Origin of the sequence: uncultured Sulfuricurvum sp., assembly GCF_937936435.1 — a bacterium.
GTDB lineage: Bacteria > Campylobacterota > Campylobacteria > Campylobacterales > Sulfurimonadaceae > Sulfuricurvum.
On record NZ_CALDDG010000037.1, the window covers coordinates 82,409 to 101,886 of the forward strand.

General features: G+C 39.0%; 18 protein-coding genes. 5 read left to right on the forward strand and 13 right to left on the reverse strand.

Annotated elements, in window-relative coordinates; all coding sequences use genetic code 11:
- Positions 1-51: 51 nt before the first annotated feature.
- The 5 genes from Q0389_RS04795 to hsdR all read right to left on the reverse strand — a co-directional run bounded on the left by Q0389_RS04795 (position 52) and on the right by hsdR (position 7,877).
- On the reverse strand, positions 52-1,113 hold the full coding sequence (locus Q0389_RS04795; protein WP_298692149.1) for a DUF4297 domain-containing protein: 1,062 nt from the start codon (positions 1,111-1,113) through the stop codon (positions 52-54).
- Between the two features lie 12 nt (positions 1,114-1,125).
- Complete coding sequence (locus Q0389_RS04800) at positions 1,126-2,451, reverse strand: restriction endonuclease subunit S (RefSeq protein WP_298692151.1); 1,326 nt, start codon at positions 2,449-2,451, stop codon at positions 1,126-1,128.
- 135 nt (positions 2,452-2,586) lie between these two features.
- Complete coding sequence (locus Q0389_RS04805) at positions 2,587-4,053, reverse strand: ATP-binding protein (protein ID WP_298692153.1); 1,467 nt, start codon at positions 4,051-4,053, stop codon at positions 2,587-2,589.
- A complete protein-coding gene (locus Q0389_RS04810) occupies positions 4,050-5,477 on the reverse strand; it encodes a type I restriction-modification system subunit M (RefSeq protein ID WP_298692155.1) in 1,428 nt (475 codons plus the stop codon). The genes Q0389_RS04805 and Q0389_RS04810 overlap by 4 nt, the downstream gene beginning before the upstream one ends.
- A gap of 15 nt (positions 5,478-5,492) precedes the next feature.
- Positions 5,493-7,877: an EcoAI/FtnUII family type I restriction enzme subunit R gene (hsdR, locus tag Q0389_RS04815; RefSeq protein WP_298692157.1), complete on the reverse strand. Its 2,385-nt coding sequence runs from the start codon at positions 7,875-7,877 to the stop codon at positions 5,493-5,495.
- Positions 7,878-8,152: 275 nt separating this feature from the next.
- Between hsdR and Q0389_RS04820 the strand changes: the two genes are divergently transcribed.
- From Q0389_RS04820 to Q0389_RS04835, 4 genes are all read left to right on the forward strand, one after another.
- On the forward strand, positions 8,153-8,419 hold the full coding sequence (locus tag Q0389_RS04820; RefSeq protein ID WP_298692159.1) for a hypothetical protein: 267 nt from the start codon (positions 8,153-8,155) through the stop codon (positions 8,417-8,419).
- A complete protein-coding gene (locus Q0389_RS04825; RefSeq protein ID WP_298692161.1) occupies positions 8,416-8,949 on the forward strand; it encodes a hypothetical protein in 534 nt (177 codons plus the stop codon). The genes Q0389_RS04820 and Q0389_RS04825 overlap by 4 nt, the downstream gene beginning before the upstream one ends.
- Entirely contained in the window at positions 8,950-9,588 is a 639-nt protein-coding gene (locus Q0389_RS04830; RefSeq protein WP_298692163.1) for a hypothetical protein, read from the forward strand.
- A gap of 383 nt (positions 9,589-9,971) precedes the next feature.
- Entirely contained in the window at positions 9,972-10,892 is a 921-nt protein-coding gene (locus Q0389_RS04835) for a hypothetical protein (protein WP_298692165.1), read from the forward strand.
- Between the two features lie 10 nt (positions 10,893-10,902).
- On the opposite strand, the gene Q0389_RS04840 is transcribed toward Q0389_RS04835, so the two are convergent.
- From Q0389_RS04840 to Q0389_RS04875, 8 genes are all read right to left on the reverse strand, one after another.
- The gene (locus Q0389_RS04840; RefSeq protein WP_298692167.1) at positions 10,903-11,466 is read right to left on the reverse strand and encodes a recombinase family protein; all 564 of its coding nucleotides are present in this window, start codon (positions 11,464-11,466) and stop codon (positions 10,903-10,905) included.
- Between the two features lie 397 nt (positions 11,467-11,863).
- Positions 11,864-12,361 carry a DUF4365 domain-containing protein gene (locus tag Q0389_RS04845; protein WP_298692169.1) on the reverse strand — a complete coding sequence of 166 codons (498 nt, stop codon included), beginning with the start codon at positions 12,359-12,361 and terminating at the stop codon, positions 11,864-11,866.
- An 86-nt stretch (positions 12,362-12,447) separates the two neighbouring features.
- The gene (locus Q0389_RS04850; RefSeq protein WP_298692171.1) at positions 12,448-13,089 is read right to left on the reverse strand and encodes a hypothetical protein; all 642 of its coding nucleotides are present in this window, start codon (positions 13,087-13,089) and stop codon (positions 12,448-12,450) included.
- 68 nt (positions 13,090-13,157) lie between these two features.
- Positions 13,158-15,323 (reverse strand): DEAD/DEAH box helicase, encoded by a 2,166-nt coding sequence (locus Q0389_RS04855; protein ID WP_298692173.1) that lies wholly within the window; start codon positions 15,321-15,323, stop codon positions 13,158-13,160.
- Positions 15,320-16,198, reverse strand: a complete 879-nt coding sequence (locus Q0389_RS04860; protein WP_298692175.1) for a DUF1837 domain-containing protein — start codon at positions 16,196-16,198, stop codon at positions 15,320-15,322. Before Q0389_RS04860 ends, Q0389_RS04855 begins: the two co-directional genes overlap by 4 nt.
- Positions 16,199-16,343: 145 nt before the next feature.
- A complete protein-coding gene (locus tag Q0389_RS04865) occupies positions 16,344-16,685 on the reverse strand; it encodes a hypothetical protein (protein WP_298692178.1) in 342 nt (113 codons plus the stop codon).
- Between the two features lie 473 nt (positions 16,686-17,158).
- Complete coding sequence (locus Q0389_RS04870) at positions 17,159-17,710, reverse strand: cold shock domain-containing protein (RefSeq protein ID WP_298692182.1); 552 nt, start codon at positions 17,708-17,710, stop codon at positions 17,159-17,161.
- 15 nt (positions 17,711-17,725) lie between these two features.
- A complete protein-coding gene (locus Q0389_RS04875; RefSeq protein WP_298692184.1) occupies positions 17,726-19,000 on the reverse strand; it encodes a hypothetical protein in 1,275 nt (424 codons plus the stop codon).
- A 208-nt stretch (positions 19,001-19,208) separates the two neighbouring features.
- On the opposite strand from Q0389_RS04875, the gene Q0389_RS04880 reads away from it, so the two are divergent.
- Positions 19,209-19,463, forward strand: coding sequence for a helix-turn-helix transcriptional regulator (locus tag Q0389_RS04880; protein ID WP_298692186.1), 255 nt, complete (start codon positions 19,209-19,211; stop codon positions 19,461-19,463).
- The last annotated feature ends 15 nt before the right edge of the window (positions 19,464-19,478 follow it).

Below are 19,478 nucleotides of genomic sequence, written 5' to 3' on the forward strand. Positions count from 1 at the left end.
TTCCTTAGATTTCTGATCAGAAGTTTATAATTCTCCACATTTTGCATAGAGTTATTCCTTTAAAATGAGCTCACATAAAATTGCTGTTTTTATGTCGAGTTCTTCACTAAAACTTTTTTTTAATTGTTCAGGCAACTCATCAATAACTAGTATAAGCAATTGCTCTATGTCATTATTACAATTGGGAAGTTGATTATCAAGTGATACTGACAATTGCTTTACCTTATCCAATTGAGCAATACTTCTATTTCCAATACGCTGAAGATAGTATCTCTCAAATGATTTTTGCCAACTACGTTTTAGCAAAACTTTTAACCCTAATTCTTCTAAATATTCATCAAATTTTCTATACACATCCGCATCATTTTTTCTTTCAGTAAATTGATTAATCACACTTGTAACCGTAATTGATGTTAATCCTTTTTTTTCAAGCAAATCATTCCATAATGAATAATCAAATGATACTTCACCTTTTCGGGTCAACTCATTGATTAACAATCTGTATATGTCTTCAGCCTGTGTAGATGAACGAGGATATAACTTTGCAACTACAGATGCAATATACCCTATTACAGCCTCTTGTGTAGATTTTTCTGGCAAAGCAGGCATAATAAAATGCAAATTTAGCGGAAAACTGTCTGCTTTCAATTCTACCTGTATGGCATCAGCTAATTTTTGAAGCGTACCATTCTCAATATCATTTATAGCTATATTTTCTAATGACATTTTCGGATGTTTAAGATTTAGGCTAAATCCATTAGTAGCCACTAAATTCATCGTTTTGATTTTTTCTCTACCTAGTTCACCATTACTACTGCTAATCAATTTTCCTAAAACTGAGCTACCGTTTTTTAATTTGAGTAATTTTGTTTCCGAGAAAGGAGATTTATCTGTTTTGACTTGATAGAATTCAAACTCAGCCTTATCAGCTTCAAGGGAATCAGACAGAACAACATCTTCATGCAATTCCATAAATACAGCATACTCATGTTCTTGCTCATGCTCTTGCAGTAAACGGTACAAAGCCCAATGGTATTGATACATATACTTACTAAAAGTCTGAGATCCTGCTTTTTCTCGTTGAACTTTATAGAGAGGATTATTATTTGTCACCACTATCCTTTTCTAAGAAGCGTTAAACGCCTCTTTTAGAATCGTCTGCATCAATCGATCGGTTTCGGTACGGCTTTTGATTACTTCGGCTTCCAGTGAATCGCAGGTAACCATGAGCTGTTCAACTTTGGCAACAATATGCTGTTGTTGAATATAGGGGGGAAGAGTAATAATGAGTTCTGACAAAGATGTCCCATTGACATTTGGTTGACCAGTTCCCATTGATTTTTCAATAAGTTGTTTCCAATATAACGGGCTTTCGAGAACAATTTTTAAATATCGTTCATCTATTTCATTGCTTGGAATCAATCGAATAAGATATGAAGCAAATACGGATTGTACAGGTACATTTGTCATCAAAAAAGATTTTCCTACAGTTCCACCTGTTCGTGCCACCAAAATATCTCTATTTTGAAGTCGATATTTTACTAATTCATCATCTGATATTTTGCAATGAGGGACTGTTTGCCAATTAACTGCATTATTCTGAATGTCTGTAATTCGAAGCATCTTGGGCTCATCATAAGATAATTCTGCTGAAGCCGTATATCCGTAATGAATATTGTTGCATACGCTGCCCAATCGACACCATACCCAGCCGTTCGGCAGTTCATACGGCATTTCATCATCTGCAATAACTGGAATCGGTTTTTCCCGCTTGATTTTTCCCGCTTTTATCAAATGCTCTTTTTCGGCTCGGATTTTTTCGAGGAGGATACTTGCTGGTTCGTCAGTGGGATCTTGTGGCACAAGGCGACCGCTAACCGCATCGCTGAGAATCGAAGCGCGGAGTTTGTCAATCAAATCGGATTGGGTTTGGAGTTCGGTAAGCGTTTGTTCCTGCGCATATTGCAGTTTTTTGAAATGGGTAATAAAAGCGTCCTGTTCTTCGATCGGAGGCACAATAATTTCCTGCGCAAGGAATTCTCGTTCACTAAGACGTTTTCGATTCGTCGTACCAGTGCTTGCTTTATTACAGATATCATCAAATGCGGGTTGAGAGGTCAAAAGCCTGAAAAGCTCGATATTCAGCTCTTTTTCGTTGACATCATAGGTCAAAAAATCATTCGTGATGATCGCACCATCCAACTCATCCGGAATAATCCCAAACGCACCGTTTCTGGCATCGATTTTGGACAAAATAAATTGCCCTACTCGTGCATATGATTGCTGTTTCGTCCCGATTTCTTTACCAAATTTATAACCTCGCAAATATACACCCTGATGTTTTAACCGAACTGTCACTTGTCGGTATTCTATTTCATCGTCAACCGTCATTGAATCGCGAGATTTAACGAGGACATCTCCAACCCTTAGTTTACGCATTCTTCGCTCCATGTCCTCTTTGTTCTTGATGATTCAAGCAACGGTGAAGCAAATTCTGAGAGTTTGGATCCCACAATATAGGGGTTTTATCAAATGATTTTAGTCTTTGCATGGCTTTCAGTGAAGCAACGGTGAAGCAAATTCGCATTATCGTGCCCAACTCGGTATATACATTCTCGCTTTTGATCCGACACTTTCATCATAAATGAGAATTTTTCCAGCTTCAAGTGTTTCATTAATGATTTTAGAGACCATCGAACGGTTTTTGACATCGATATCGAATCGTTCTCTCAGCGATGTATTCGTCATGTAGTCATTTTGGATATATCGTAAACAGCAGTGAAGATAGCACGCCCGTATCTTATCTCCTTTGTGCATATCTTTGAGTTCTTTGTGGGCGAAAAGAGTAGATCTTGTATATCCGTTCGTCGATTCAAAAAGAGGCGCAGGGAGTTGATATAGCTCTGTTTCAAAGACGATCTTATCGATACCGCTTCCTCTTTCTTCACAAATATTAATTCTTCTCATAAACGAAGCAAGTATTTCATTTCGTGATTTGGGAGGGCTGTCCAAAAATCTATCGGTGTCTACGATAGGCTCTCCAGGATTTGTCACTTCTAATCTGTTGGCATAAATCTCTATCATTACCGAATTGCCACTTTGAGAAAAATCCTGATGAATAATGGCATTAGCAACAAGCTCTCTGACCGAAAGTTCCGGATACATCGGTTTCGTTTCTCTAAACGCTTGTTTGATAACCTCATTGGAGGGGAGCAGATTATTGATGTATTCGATCAATCCTTCGAACCCAACCGCATACCCTTTGTTCCCGACGATTTCTTTCATCGTCTGAAATTTTGTATTATCCTTGTACTGGATTACTCGGATGGCTTTTCGCTGCAAGCTATTGAACTTTGAGAGTTCTTTTGCAAAAAGAATTGCACCCAAATTTGTAATGGCATATTTGCCATTTTCTAATCTGTTGACCATATCATCGGCTATCAATGCTTCGAGAATGGCAGATCTATTCTCAGGTAGAGGGAGCTTTAAACGCTCAAAATATTTGGTGTATTCCAGATAATCCAGTACCTCACCGGCTTCTATATTATCTACAGCGATTTGTTTTTCAAACGGTACCTTGTCGAATACTCTCCACAATTCCCGCTCTTTTTCAGCTAGCTCTTTGAGCTTCTTTTTATGGGAACCAAGTCGAATATATTCTGTACCTGAGAACGTCACCGGATGTCTATATGCTGGGGCTACTTCAAGTAAAACAACCTGTTCCCCCTCTATTTGAAGCGTATAAAACATAAAGTCAATTTTGGGTTCAAGCAGTCTTAATAACCAATTTTCAAGTGCTTCTCCCCCTTTTTTGGCGCTAAAAGGATTGAAATTCGTACCAACGATTTTATGCGTTTTGTCTTCTACTCCCCAAAGCATGTAGGCATTTGTTTTACCATTCAGGGCAGCGGAATTAGAGAGGGCACTAATGTATTCACCAATCATTTGAGGGTCGTCATTATTGTGCTTGAACTCCAACCATTCTGTTTCGTCAGGCAGTTTTACCAGTTCAAGAACCAAAGAATTCAGATAGTCTACACTTCGAACAATCATACCAATTCCCTTTTCAGAGTTTCAAGCAAGTCGTTGCTTTTAGCCAATGACAAAGAAAGCTTTTCAAGCAACTCCACAGTTGTATACACTTGCTCTTCTTCACCTTTGTGCGGGTTTTTGACATCAAGATTGAATCCATTCGCCTTGATCGTCTCTATACTCACTTTCCATGCTCGCTCATTTTCGACGCGCTCATTCCACCATCCACTCAGCTCATCGAAATCCTGCACTCGCACTGGCTTGGTTTTGGTGTATTTTTTGTACCCTTCCGGAAGCGGCTGTTCGTAATACCAAATCTCTCGGGTCGGTTCGCCCTTCGTAAAAAAGAGGAGATTAGTATTGATGTCAGTATATGGGGCGAAGATACCGTTCGGAAGACGGATGATCGTGTGGAGATTGCATTCTTCGAGGAGCTTTTCTTTGATCCGTGCTGTAACGCCATCCCCGAACAACGTTCCATCCGGCAAGACGATTCCTGCACGTCCACGCGGTTTGAGCATTTGGATGAAGAGAAGCAAAAATAAGTCTGCCGTTTCACGGGTGCGGAATGTGGCGGGGAAGTTGTTTTCCACCCCCGGCTCTTCGGTACCGCCAAACGGTGGGTTGGCGACAATACAATCGACTCGTTCGGATGGGGTGATGTCTTTGAGCGGACGGGTCAGAGAGTTATCATGACGAATATCGGGACGTTCGATATCATGCAAGATCAGGTTCGTCATGGAGAGCATATAAGGGAGCTGTTTTTTCTCGATGCCGTGAATCGTCTGTTCCAGTGTCTTTTTGTCCTCGGCGGTTTTGACACCGTGTCGCATGATATGATTAATCGAACTGATCAAGAATCCACCGGTACCGCACGCGGGATCGAAAACTTTTTCCCCCAGTTTCGGGTCAACCATCCGCACAATGAACTCGGTCACGGCGCGAGGGGTGTAGTACTCACCCGCATTTCCGGCACTCTGGAGATCGCGGAGAATTTGTTCATACATGTCGTTGAAGAGGTGGCGTTCGGCAAGGCTATCGAAATGAATCTCAGAGAGTTTGTTCACTACCTGACGCAGAAGCGTCCCTGATTTCATGTAGTTATAGGCGTCTTCGAACATCCCTTTGATCAGAGGAGCGTAAGGGCTTCCTGTCGTGATATCGAGATCTTTGAGCGATGGAAAAAGGTCGTTATTGACAAACTCGATCAGCTTTTCACCGGTGATTCCCTCGGTATTGGCTGCCCATGTTCTCCAACGCAAACGCTCCGGAATCGGAGAAGCGTATTGAGCGTCTTCGAGTTCGAATTCCTCTTCTTTGGCGTCGAATACTTTGAGAAAGAGCATCCACACGAGCTGGCTAATCCGCTGTGCGTCTCCGTCCACACCCGTATCGGTGCGCATGATGTTTTGAATCGATTTTACGATATTTGAAATGTCTGCCATAATGTATTGAAGTCCTTAGGATGCGTATAGATGTTTTTCAATGGATTGGATGAGCGATTCGTATCCGGCACGTCCACCGCCGAAAAGACGGGCGAGTTCACTCATGGTGCCGAGTTCGTTAAACGGAGGGACTCTGAGAACCGCGATGTCTTCGATACTCTCGATTCCCGATTCGGCGTATTTGTCGATCAAAGCGTTGATGACCGCTTTGGCTTTGTCGCCATAGGCGGCGAAATAGTTGCCCGATTTGAGTTTACCGGCACGTTCGGCGCGGGTGAGTGCAGGACGCTCATACGCTACGTGACAGACAAGATCAAACGGATCAAGCCCCTCTTTACCCACTTCGCGTTCGAGTTCATCGAAGAAAATCCCCATTGACTGGAGTTCGTTGATAATGGCCTCTTTTTGATCGGCTTTATGCCATGCCTGCAAAAACTCATCGAGATTCGAAAAACGGTTCTGTATATTTTTACGGCTGTAATCGATCAGTGATTCGGTAATCAGCTTCCCGTCATGGCCGATGTATTGTACCCGTTTGTTGAGCACTTTGACCTCTACGCCGCTGATTACGTAACGACTCGGTGGGACATGTGGACCGCTGGTATCGTCTCCATCCTCCTCAAACGTAACGTCCGGTGTTTCATACACGAGAGTGGTTTCTTCTTCTGCCGGTATTTCAGGTTCTTCCTCTTCGGGAGGGGTAACGGGGTCATCGTTATTTGGTTCGTAAATCTGTACCGGATCACCGTCATAATCGGGGTCGGCAAAGAGACGGGTGACATTTCGAAAATCCATGATCGTAAAGTAGAATTTCCCATACGCTTCGTTGATCCGTGTACCGCGTCCGATGATCTGCTTAAACTCCGTCATAGAACCGATGTTCGAATCCAGTACGATCAATCCAGTTGTTTGTGCATCAACCCCTGTCGTCATCAGTTTGGACGTTGTAGCTATGACGGGATAGGTCGATTCGGGATCGATAAAATTATCGAGTTCTTTTTTCCCTTCTTCATTATCTCCGGTAATGCGCATGACGTATTTACGGCTCTCTTTTGCCATTTCAGGGGCAGCATTGACCAATGCCTGACGCATTCGCTCGGCATGGTCGATATCGACGCAAAAAACGATAGTTTTCATATAGGGATCGTTTTCACGTAAAAATTCGGTCACTTTACGGGCTATAAGTTCGGTACGTTGGTTGAGAACTACGTTTTTATCAAAGTCTTTGGTGTTGTATTCGCGGTCTTCGATCTCGTTTCCGACATCATCACGCTGTCCTTCATAGGGACGCCACCCCTCGACGTCACGGTCGAGTGAAAAACGGATTACTTTATACGGAGCTAGGAATCCATCATCGATCCCCTGTTTAAGTGAATAGGTATAAACTGGCTCACCGAAATAAGAGATATTACTGACGTATTTGGTTTCTTTCGGCGTTGCAGTGAGACCTACCTGTACCGCACTGTCAAAATACTCCAAAATTTCGCGCCATTGGCTATCTTCGGATGCACTTCCGCGATGAGCCTCATCGATCACGATAAGATCAAAGAAATCTTTGCTAAATTCCTTGAACACTTTTTTCTCTTCGCCAACTCCGGTAATCGCCTGATAAAGCGAAAGATAGATCTCGAACGATTTATCGATGGTGCGGTTGGTGATCTTGGTCATTTTGTCGCCGAAGTGTTTGAAATCCCCGATTTTTGTTTGATCAACGAGGATATTGCGATCGGCGAGGAAGAGAACCCGTTTAGCTTGTCCCGCTTTGTAGAGACGATAAATAATCTGAAACGCGGTATAGGTTTTCCCCGTCCCCGTTGCCATGACGAGAAGAACCCGCTTTTGCCCACGTGCCACTGCTTCGACGGTACGGTTGACGGCATTTTTCTGATAGTAACGTGGTTCACGACGGGGATCGTCGATATAGTACGGGGCAAGAGCAATTTTTTCGGAATCGGCTTCGATAATTCCTTTGTGAATTTTATACCGTCTCCACAGTTCCTCAGGGGATGGAAAAGACTCCAAAGAGATCTCGCGTTCCAATGCCCCATTGGACTCGGTTGGATCGTATTCTAAAAATCCATCCCCGTTACTGCTAAACACAAAAGGGATATCGAGAATTTCGGCGTATCCACGTCCCTGCTGCATACCTGAACCGATGCTGTGATTGTTGTCTTTGGCTTCGATAATAGCGATGGGGATATTGGGTTTGTAGTAGAGGATATAATCAGCGCGTTTTTGCTCGCCTCGATGGACCATTTTCCCCCGGACGTAAATACGCCCGGCGGTAAATCCAACCTCTTCACGAATTTGTGAATGAATATTCCAACCTGATCCCGTCAATGCCGGAGTGATGTATTTGGTGCAGATATCGCGTTCAGATAAATCTTTTTTTGAAGCCATGCCCAACCTTTGCCCTCATTCAGCGATCATAGTGGATTCGATTATAGCTGATTATCACTTAGACAACGTTAGACAATATGATAAGACGTTTTTATTCAAACATATACCATGAAAATTTACACTTTTTCAAAACTGCCTCAAAAGCTCATACCGTAGGGATTTAATCAACTGGATTGGCAACTTTTTAGTGGTTTTTTGCCCTGAATTCATCTGTAAACTTGTGCAATCAATTGATAAAAAATGAACAAAAAAGCTTTTTTGAAAAAAGGGAAAAGGTGTCTGAAAAAGAGTTAGTAGAAAACATGTATAACAAACATCAGAAATGGGTTTTATCTATGCAAGAAGCTGCAACTGAATGGGGGAGCAGTTATTCATTCGTGAGTAAATTATTTACCAAAAATAGCCCCTTCTCGGAAAAGATGATTCTGGAAAAACAGATAATCCCTCCATGGATTCAATATGGAGGTAGACGCATGTGGAAAATCACGGATATTGCTACATGGCTGGTTAATACTGAGCCGATGAAAGGAATAAAACAATGAAATTGGACATTGCAAAACATCTCAAACTATCAGATGTTGAGTTAAAGCAGACGTATCTTTTTTATGCACGATGTTCTGTTGTAGATCGAATCGAAATTATGGGTAGACATGCAAAATTATTTCATCAACTTCGCTCCAATAATGTCGATGAATTGAGCTTGGCAGAACTATCCTTCATCGCTCAGACAAAAGCAATCAGATCACTCATGAATGATCGCGATTCAATACGTCGAAAGAACTTTGGAGAGATGTCATTGGAGGAAATTGAAAAGTTATCCGAAATGAAAGTTCGACAGTTTTTTGACAACCATACAGATCAAGAATCTATACGATCAAAACTCATTCAAAAGTGGTCATTAGTGGTGTCACTTCGTATGGCACCAACTAAAAAAGGAAATAAACCATTGTCATACAAAAAGCTGGCATTGATTGTAAAAAAAGAGTTGCAATTAGAAAAACTTGCACCCTCCACAATTCAAAAGTTGTGGAATGAACTTGAATCTAAAAATGAAACAACACAGGAGAAATAAATGGATGCATTAAAAATACTTTGGCGACTTCACAAACCACTTTTTAAATGGCACTCTTACCCTCTTGGCGAGAGTGGAAAAACGATACTACATATCGCTTCTCTTGACGATATGCGTGGCAATAGTTTCATCATTAATGAGATGATAGAAATCACTGATATTTTCATGTCTGTAAATTTAGCACAGGTACATAAAATAAAATCTGGGCTGGATTATTATGCTCAAGGAAGGATGAAAAAAGAGTATCCAACTGATTACTATCAGGCAGTTGAAAAGACCGAAAACGATAAAACATTCAGAGGATTGAAATGTACTTTTCCTAATACATTGAAGCCAATTTATTGGCAAGAATTGGATGTCGTAGGGATGATTATGGATTGGAACCAAGCCCTTAAAGCTAGAGATACTTCATGCCTATCCGATACGGATAATATTTTCTCAATTGTTAGAAATAGCAATACTGATATGTCCAAAATAAAAGATTCTGAGATTCAAATGTTTGGACAATTACACGATTATATTTGTAGAGTTTACGCCGATAGTGATTCAAAAAAGCTGTATGAAAGGTATATATTTTCTACAGAAAATGCTCAAAAATTGCTACAAAAATATCAAATTATTGGAAAAAAACAACCTTAAGAATGTTTTGAAAGCATATTTTTGTGTGTTTTCATTTTGTTTTCTTGGTCGTTTTCCAAATACAATTTATCACTATCTCACATCCCCGTATTTACGGGGATTTCCAACCCATTCTTGGCAAAAATAGAAACCGTAGAAAACATTGTACATCGTCCCTCAAAAAAGATTCGGGTCACAAGTTCAAAATGATTGATAATCTTTTGTTTTTAAACATAATACATGTGAAAAATCGGTGGAGCTCAGATCTACCTACGGGGAAATCGCACCATCGTAACCAAAAGAGCCGAGGTTCAGCGCAACTCGCTTAAAAACGCAGATTGACTTAACAAATTGCCGAACGGCGGCTTAAACCGATCAATATAATTTTAAAAGGATAACTTACCATGCGTGGAAGCGTTTACTACCAATCAGCAGAATTGATAAAAATTTTGTTTGTAGCTGGAGCAAAAAAAACCGAACGAATTGATCCAACACATCCATACTGGAACAAAATATCATCATACGGGACTGCCTCGACTTTTCGTGCCGTGTGGGAAAATTTTTTTCACTACTTGCGTGAGCATTGGAACATCAAAGATGCTGAAAAAATTACCGGTGAAATGATCGCGGCTTATATGGATTACAAGAGCGAATATCATGTTAGCAAACAGTATTTAGAGAAGATCAGTTCGGCACTAGGTAAATTAGAAATAGCACTCAAACATTACACAAAAAATAAGTATGGCGAAGCAAAATATTACGATTTTTCGATTCGACAATTTATACTTAACGAAGCTAGAAATTTGGACTTGGTAGCTGATAATTATCATAACAGGGCTTATGAAAATCCCGATCTGATTATCGCATCACTTTCAAACGATTTATTTCGTCTCAGCGCTAAGATACAGCTCTCTGGAGGCTGTCGTCTTGAGGGGGTCAGTGCTATTAAAAATGACCAATTACACGGAATTCGTTTTGATGCAATTACAGGAATAGACAAAGGGGTACTTTTTACCAAAGAAAAGGGCGGGAAGGAAGGCGATGTATTGATATCAATTGATATTTACAACCAACTCGTAGACTATATTACTGCGAACAAACTATTTAAAATTGATCGCCAGAAATACTCTGCTGACATTCGTGAAACCTGCAAAAAATTAGGTATTCCAGCAGAAGGATCCCATGCATTTAGATGGAATTTTTCGAAGCGTCGTATGATGGAATACGCTCGTGCCGGTTATAGCTATGAGCAAAGTCTTCAAGCTGTCAGTTGGGAGATGAAACATAATCGAGCGAATATCACAGAACACTATCTTGGTGGATGAGCAGATAGACTTATACTTTACGATTTAATGTGTCAATCAACGTCGACCGCTTAACTTCAAACGTTCGACAAATTGCCGCTTTTGACATTCCGTTATTCAAAGCTTCTAAAATAGCATCCATCTTCTCTTGCGGTATTGCTCTTGGTCGTCCACCGATTCGTCCTCGCTTTTTTGCGGAAGCAAGTCCAGCATTAACCCGTTCTTGAATCAATGAACGTTCAAATTGAGCCAGAGCTCCAAAAACATGAAAAAGAAGTTCACCTGATGGACTGGAGGTATCCATACCTTCTGTCAAAGATTTGAATCCTACACCTTTTGATTTTAGCTGATTGACAATCTCGATCAAATGAGGAAGTGAGCGTCCAAGACGGTCAAGTTTCCAAACTACGAGCGTATCACCTAATTTGACATACTCTATTGCTTGAGCCAAACCGACTCGATCATCTTTGGAACCGGAAGCTTTGTCTTCAAAAATATTTCTTTCATCTACACCGGCACTCATCAATGCATCGCGTTGAAGATCGGTACTTTGTCGATCACCATCAGTTGAAACACGCATATATCCAATTAACATGTCGGAAAACCTCTAAATTAAGTATTCGTATATTATATCATTCCGACAGTGTTTTTCGTATAGTTTTTATTCTCAAGCAGGTGCAATTTAGCAGTTTTGAAAGAATGTACGAAAAACAAATATTTTCCGTATTGTATATTCCAATACATTATGACAATCCAATTTGTCACTGACCGATTACTAACTATGTGACCCAAAATTCGTAAAGCTTTAAGAAAATCTACATTTTAAAATTGTTGAATACTTTGTAAAATAAAAGTAATAGCCAGTAAAGACTTTGTATTGGATGTTAGAGAAATTGATTTGGATTCGCACCTAAAACTAAAGTATTTTGAACTTGATGTTTAAAATGATTAATCATAAGCTGCCTATGGGTTTTTAATTCCCCTTAGGTTTGCTAGGAATTTCGTCGACCTCTACGTCTGACTTCAAGTTTTTCATTTGTAATTGTTTGAACATAATTATAGATCATTTGCCAATCTATACTTTCTAAATCATTTTCTTTAGGGATACGAATTGTAAAAGTCTCTTGTCCTTGATTAGGCTCTGGAACATCACTCAATAAGAGCCAATAGGCTTTATTTTCACTTTGAACATATTTAACTAGCAAAACGACTTGCAGTTTATCCCATAAATAATTGTATGTGGTAGTTTTCAGACGAATCGTTTCATACTCATATTCTGTTCCGCTTTGAGAGGATTTTAGTTGAACGAGTAACTCTAAACCGACTGCATTGTTATCTTGAAAAAGTTCTACTCTCTGATCAACACCATAGTCATTTTCAGGTTTGTCACATATCCAATTTCTTGGGAGAGAACTCTGAAAAAAGCGTTCTGAAAGTTCTTCTAATTGGTGATTGTTTACTCTCTGTGGATACCTCGGTGATAGTGGCATTAGTTTTCCTTTCGTATCTAACGTTTAATATGACCAATCAAAAAATGCCCGCCGGTTTTTGATTTGTCTCCTTTGAATTACTATGTTTATTTTTTATCCGTAATTGCTTCAATTCCTCTAATTGTAAATTGTCGTGAATACAGCGGTGATTTATATTTTACCTTCGTCTTTTTTTCTGCTGAAGCAATGAGAGCATTGATGGCATCTGCAATACCATCTTCTTTATATGCAATAGATTTTTCATTGTTAAATGGTTTATCAGGATTACGTGTAATACATTCAACCTGAGGATGAATTATTTCATCTAAATATGAATAAAAAGCATCTTTTGGTATTACTAACCCAAATTCTCTCCAAGCATATTTTTTTCCCCAGTAATAGCCATCTTGTGCCGTATGGCTAACTCTCTCATCGTTTTTAGCTTTATTTATATCATGTTTTTCACTCGATAACTGTGTGGCATATAAATAACTTAACATTGGATTCACTTCTGTGTTTTTAGATAAGCACGATCGTTCAATGATTTTATTGCCAACATCATCTTCATAGTATCCTATGTTATAACGTTCACCTTCAACAACTTCAGGGATACGATTAGCTACAAATTGATAAGTTGTTTCAGTAGTTGCAGGTTTAAAACTATGAAGAAATTTACCATCGCCAATAGGTTCAATTTTATAATCGCGAACAATAAGATCGTGAATAGTTTTTAACCCTCTAGACTTCATTTAAGCTCCTTCTGGATTTAGTAGACATAACGTTTATAATGAGCAATCAAAAAACCGTACGTGGGTTTTTAATTGGTCTCTTTTGGTTTGTTAACTTTTTTTCCTAAACCTTCTTGAAAATCTTCAAGCATACGACTTTCAAAAATATTTTCACCATATTCTTTTAAAGACACTCGACGTAGTGTTTTTAATACTATACCTAAATCATCATCTCGATGTATTATTTTTGCTTTAACTAATTTTTCTGAGAGTTCCAAAGGTAGCCCATACTCCTCAAGTGCCAAAAAAGATTGTGGTTGGAAAAGATGTTCGATAGCACCTGCAAAAGGGATGTAATTACATGGCTTCATACCTCTCTTCACTAAAACAACATTTACAATATCATTTAGAGCAACTAGGTATTTCGGATAGCTAAAAGATGCCCAATTTCTTAAAAAAGCTAAAACATCTTCGACAGCATCGTCGGGTTTTGTCCCACGATCAATCATATTCTTGATGGTGATTTTTTGAAACTTAGACACACTTCGTTTCCGATATAAATCATTTATCCAAAAGGCCATCATATCCGCACTTCGAAGACCCGCTCTTTTAGCCGCAGATGCTCCATTTAGCTCATTCCAAATCATTTGAGAGGTAGCTTCCAAGTCAGCATATTCTGGGTTGCCACTCCATGCGAATGTTAATAACTTTCTTATATCCAATTTGAGCAATTTGTTCGTGGTAGCGATGAGGAATTCAGGTTCTATTCCATTGTGAAGTTGTAAAAGTTCAAGAGGGAGAATATTGTCAACCAGAAGTTCATCCAATCGTTTACTTAAATTGTATGGCAGGCTTTGCTTATCCATTTGGAGCAACAAACTATTTGGAGTTGTTTCAGTTGGATTAAACGCTGGAATGTCAACAAAAGGCAATTCGGCAACAGGAGGCTTGTCAAATACATATACATGCCCAATAAAATGTTTGAACATGCGACCAGACCTTCCTCTAATATTATTGAATGTAAAAAAGTCTAATTTTCGTCGATCTAATGTATTGTCAAAAACTACGACATTTTTTGCACTTGTGTTTACCCCTTCAATTAATGTGGATGTACACAGTAATACATTGATTTTTTTCTCTTCAAAAGCACGAATAATAAATCTGCCAAGTGCTCTTGGTAATCTACCATGATGAATTCCAACTCCATGTTTCAATGCAAGAGTAACTAACCATTGATCATGATAATTGATGGCAGTCCATTCTGCAGCCTGTAATAACTCTTCATCCTCGGTAATTTTAAAAACGTTTAAATCAATTAATTTTTCTGCTAGCTTACGAGTACTATTAGGTGATTGGCAATATATAAGGGTTTGATCTGGCATTTGTTTTAGAGTTTCAGCAAGAACTTTTTCTTTTGACGGTTTTTTATCTAGATGATGTAGCTCCAATGCTACAGTATGGTAATCTTCAACAAAAAATTTGCAATTCAGCCTCTTATGCACAATGTCTGGAATTTCTTGTATTGACGGACCTAAAAGATAAAATTGAGCACCAGTATTGAACAAAAGCAAAAATGCATGATTCAGTAATGCGGCTCGGCTACCATCACTACCTATTGACAGCTTGTAGAACTCGTCAATCACAAAAAAATCTGGATCAGGAATATTGTCTTTCATCGCCAGATAGCGTTCCTGTGTAAAGACAAAAATATTTTTATCTCCCAAAGGTTGACTGACATTGGTAATAACTTGATAGTCAGATGAGAATCTCATCATTCTTCGCCTAGTTTCTTCAATGAGAGCGATTGTTGGAACTATCAATATGACATTATCGAATTTTTTTGCTGCAATAGTTGCATCAATAATCAAGCTTTTACCATATGAGGTTGGAGCGCTGAGGATGACTGAATTTCCATCGAGCAAAGCTTCAAAAATTTTATTTTGTGAGCTATGAAGAATATAATCAGACATTTCACCAACTGCTCTATGAGCAGCATGATTGAAAGCACTTCGTAAAGAAAGTTGCTTGAGATTGTCAACGTATGGGTATAGTCCAACTTGCATTGCTATTTCATCTAGAATTTCTTGTGAATGTATATTGAGTTTATACTTGGAATCTAAAGCTCGGATTACTAATTCTCTTGCTTCATTGGAATTTTTTGTACACAATGAAGATAAGAGTCGTAATATTTCAAACTGGTCGTTCTCCCACCATGATCCCCGTAATACTTTTCTAAAATCAGTTGTTGAAATCATCCTTGGAGTTCCTTAAGACGCTGATTCAATGCCGTTGTAAGTTCCGCTTTATCCTTCAATGGCAGCAATATGATATGTACAGTAATGTCCAAGGGTGTCCCAAAAGTTTTGACGTGTTCGTCATCTAAACGTTTTCTCAATTTAGTATAGGCAGATGTAAGCTCTGTTTTAATGTTTTCTAGATAGTCGTGATCTGCAATACTTGAGCCTTTAACAACACTACTATCATATGTGAGAAGAATAGGTATCGCGGCCCTTGAAAAAATCTCATCCAATGATGTGTTTTCATCAATGAGTTTTTTGAGGCTTATTGCATGTGGCCAGGAAGAGTCGATCTTGTTAGCGATTAAAAGAAATTCATTTCTTAAATAATCAGTTTTGAGGTGATCAATTATTTCATCACAAACATCTCTTATCGCTCTGCCTACTTCACTGTAAAATTTTGTTTCTCCTATCCATAGTTCAAGTTCATCGCCTGTATCCACTACGTGAACAGCATCAAAGCCCTTAACAGTTTCGTTTACCCCACTTTTGTAATAAATTTTACTCACTGCTGGAATAGTAGAAAAAATTTGTCTTATAGCAATATGAAGTAGTATTTCACCGAATTCACCACGATTACCATATTTTTCAGTTTTATATACTGCATTTGCCGCTCTACGTACCATACGTTGTGCATTGTGATAACCAATGCTTTGTAGTTCATCGTAAGGCAATGCAAACTCTGGCAACCATTCCATAACATGCTCGACTAAAGCATTTTTTCGCCATTCTCCACGTTCAAAGCCCACACATAATCCTACGTCATTACCTTTAGTGTCCACACTATGGAAAACTATATTTAAAAAATCTGGAGGCTTTAACATATCTTGCATTCTTTTGTAGGAAATGACATTTTCAATCTTTTTGGCATAGTATCTCCTTTATCAATGTTTGAAAGATTAACATTTAAAATAAGCAGTCAAAAAGCCGCTTGCGAGTTTTTGATTGGTCTCCAATAAATTGTTATCTTTGTATTGCTCAACCATAGATAAATACTTTATAGGGTTTTGCGAATTTGTTCTTAGTGTTGTTTTGTGTAATAATTAAAACATTGCGATCTTGATCAAAATAATAATCTTGAAATTTTGGCGAAAAAGCTGTGTGATATATTGATTCATCTAAATTTGGAATTTGAACATCTTGCCTAAATTCAGGGTGCTGTACGTGGAAATTAACAATTTCATTTCCTTGGAAATTTAAATTTTCACCTACGTAATACTGGATATAAAATTCTTCATTAAAAACATAGCCTTTGCTAAAATTCTTTTTATTAAAACTGAGAAAGTCTTTTACTTGTTTATAACCTTGTGCTTCACTCATGTCATTCTCCTATGCATATAACTCTTTTTTAGTACACATATTATGTGGCTAAGGCTTAAACTACAAGCCATCTGAACACGTGAAACTATATTAAAAAGTATTTATTTGATTACATTCTACCATGATAAGCCTATAGTTGATCATTGAGCGAGTAAATTTGTTGGAATCAGCATATTCGCCAAGTACAGAAAGAGGACTTATTGGAACAAAGTGAGTGGCTAACTCCCGATTTTGGGCTTAGTTATACACTTGTTCAACAACCAGTAAGTTTTGGAATCAAGCATGCCAACAAAATGAACTATAGCTATAATTTTACGGACTACTGGCTATTTACACAAAACTTCGAACGGTCTTACAAATAAAGATACGCAGCTTTCTTAATGATTGCCAGTATGGTAATACAAGCTATTATGGCAACAAATTTTTTCTACCATTTAAACTCATATTTTCAATTTCTTTATATCGATTTTGCTTTAAAGCGTATGTTGAACCTTGCGATTTATTGGAACCGCTTTGATTAAAAATGGCGAAATCAAGTAGTAGAATTTCACGATTTGTTTTCCTATCAAATTACTCATCAATTGTGTATCTCGAAATTCACGTAAGAGCTCCAAATGTTGATGGTGACGATCCCCGTACATATGGGTCAAGAAGCAATTGTTTGTCTCGAACGTTTTGATAACGGTGCCGCAATAGGGGCAGAGCGTTTTGTCCGGTTCTCCCCGGTACGTCACCATGCGAGGTACTACTTTTCTGCCGCAGGATGTGCAGGTGATCCGATCGTCTTTTTGTTTGGATTCGTATGACTTGTTTTGTTTCTCCTGTGCAGAAAAAATGAGCTGAATATTTCTGGCACGAAACCCTTTTTGATCTTCGCCCAGTTCGAATTCGACATCATCATTTCCATTCGGAACCGATGGGTGTTTCCACTCACCGATCCGAAAGAAGATATCCTCTTTCAGCCCTTCGGAGAATATGAATCCGAATCCTTTTTCAGCATTGTAAAATTTAACCGTTCCGCGCATAATCTTTATCCGATGCTACTTGCAGTTGATTGCTTCGCGCCCGGCGAACTGATCATTACGCATATAAATCAGATTGACACTGCATTGATTCCCATACGCTTGTCTTGAACATGTTGCTGTATACCCATCGATCGACACTTTCCCCGCACCGTATTGGCTGCATTGCTGAACTAATGTGCCTTTAGCGTTTTGGATCGATTGAGGGAGTTTTAGGTTGGAGTAGACGAACCGTTCATCGGTAATATCTCGGGCTTCATTGTTTTGCACTTTATAGTTTTTATAGGTCTTGTTTCCACCTATCTCTTGTATGTTCACCAGCTTCATTGTTCCTGTGTCACTGTAGACGGTGGAGAGCAACTTTCGGTTGCCAATATTGTTTTCACTTTGAGCTCCAAGTGGGAGCATTGAGGTTGAGAGAGCAAGTCCTTGCATCTGTATATCCAATACGTCACTTTGATCAATGACGAGGTTGTTTTTTGCATACGCTGGAGCGGTATCTGTAAGCAGTATGAACTTAAACGGTTCAGGGCTTCTTAGGATAAACGGATGCTCGATATCAGCACATCCCATCTCTCTTTTCATCATTACCGGTTTGCTATAGATATTCGTTTCACCGCCATCAACAACGAGTTTACCGGATGCCTCTTCACAGAATGCTCTTGCCATTTCCGTTTGACTTCTGCATGGCGCGTACTTAATTAGGTATTTATTCCCTTTTTGCTCTGTTACATACTCGGCAAATAATGATTCAATCGTTTTAGAGATCTTTGGCTTCGCAAAGTTCTCTGTCGCTACCGCTTCACTAAACGTGACAACCATAGTGTCGGGATAGCGTTTGGTTTTTGCCGTATAGATGGTTTTACCGGTATCGATTGATTTACATGTCGTATCGTAATAAAAGTTATGCGGTCTTAGAGCATCAGTATCGGCGATGAAACCTCGTTTGAGACGCTGATCACTAAAGTACTCTCGAAAGTCACTGCGTGATTTGACAAAGAAAAAGATTTTATCTTCAGGATTTAGTTTGGTATATTCGTTTCGCTGTTCTTGTGAGAGTACTTTGACTTTAGCATGATCAAGGCTGTGTGCCTCTACCGTATCGCCAAAACTATCTTTGATTGTAAAATAGACATCTCCTCCGTATGCGAAGCACTGACGCTCCAGCATATCTTTAGCATCCTCACTTCGGGTTTTATACGTTACTCCTCCTCCTATAAGGGGAAGTTCTTCAATCGGTGTCACTACTTCGATAGTATTGGAAGCATCGGTCGTTTTTACTTCGATCTTCATCTCTTTCATTCCGGCAATAAAGGCATTAGAAATGGGTTGTAGATCAGCGTATAACGCGGTACTTAGGGCTAAGGTTATGAGTATATTTCTTGAATTCATAGTGCAGTTTTTTCCTTTCTTTTTCTGCTTACATAGCTATTACTATTTGTGTGAAGGAGTATAACATAAGTACACTCTAAATAGTAATTACTAATTATTTGGAGCCGCATTGAGAACACTGGAAGATCTTACCCAAGAGGATGTTGATGAACTCTACCGACGTATCGGAAGAAACGTCAAAGCGCTTCGTGAACTCAACGGTTTGACTCAGCTAGATCTCTCATTTGCGATGAATCTCAAATCCCCCGGTCTTATCTCTCAAAGTGAACTCTATCTGGATAAACAGCACTTTAATATCAAGCACCTCTATCAGATCGCCCATATCCTCGAATGCGACATCACCGATTTTTTTAAACCTAATTAATGGCCATTACGACAC

Coding starts and splice junctions, on each gene's coding strand:
- Q0389_RS04810 (WP_298692155.1), bottom strand. CDS start 5,477: ATGGCAGACATTTCAAATATCGTAAAATCGATTCAAAACATCATGCGC.
- Q0389_RS04855 (WP_298692173.1), bottom strand. CDS start 15,323: ATGATTTCAACAACTGATTTTAGAAAAGTATTACGGGGATCATGGTGG.
- Q0389_RS04835 (WP_298692165.1), top strand. CDS start 9,972: ATGCGTGGAAGCGTTTACTACCAATCAGCAGAATTGATAAAAATTTTG.
- Q0389_RS04830 (WP_298692163.1), top strand. CDS start 8,950: ATGGATGCATTAAAAATACTTTGGCGACTTCACAAACCACTTTTTAAA.
- Q0389_RS04800 (WP_298692151.1), bottom strand. CDS start 2,451: ATGGAGCGAAGAATGCGTAAACTAAGGGTTGGAGATGTCCTCGTTAAA.
- Q0389_RS04825 (WP_298692161.1), top strand. CDS start 8,416: ATGAAATTGGACATTGCAAAACATCTCAAACTATCAGATGTTGAGTTA.
- Q0389_RS04850 (WP_298692171.1), bottom strand. CDS start 13,089: ATGAAGTCTAGAGGGTTAAAAACTATTCACGATCTTATTGTTCGCGAT.
- Q0389_RS04870 (WP_298692182.1), bottom strand. CDS start 17,710: ATGCGCGGAACGGTTAAATTTTACAATGCTGAAAAAGGATTCGGATTC.
- Q0389_RS04840 (WP_298692167.1), bottom strand. CDS start 11,466: ATGTTAATTGGATATATGCGTGTTTCAACTGATGGTGATCGACAAAGT.
- Q0389_RS04845 (WP_298692169.1), bottom strand. CDS start 12,361: ATGCCACTATCACCGAGGTATCCACAGAGAGTAAACAATCACCAATTA.
- Q0389_RS04860 (WP_298692175.1), bottom strand. CDS start 16,198: ATGCAAGATATGTTAAAGCCTCCAGATTTTTTAAATATAGTTTTCCAT.
- Q0389_RS04865 (WP_298692178.1), bottom strand. CDS start 16,685: ATGAGTGAAGCACAAGGTTATAAACAAGTAAAAGACTTTCTCAGTTTT.
- Q0389_RS04875 (WP_298692184.1), bottom strand. CDS start 19,000: ATGAAGATCGAAGTAAAAACGACCGATGCTTCCAATACTATCGAAGTA.
- Q0389_RS04805 (WP_298692153.1), bottom strand. CDS start 4,053: ATGATTGTTCGAAGTGTAGACTATCTGAATTCTTTGGTTCTTGAACTG.
- hsdR (WP_298692157.1), bottom strand. CDS start 7,877: ATGGCTTCAAAAAAAGATTTATCTGAACGCGATATCTGCACCAAATAC.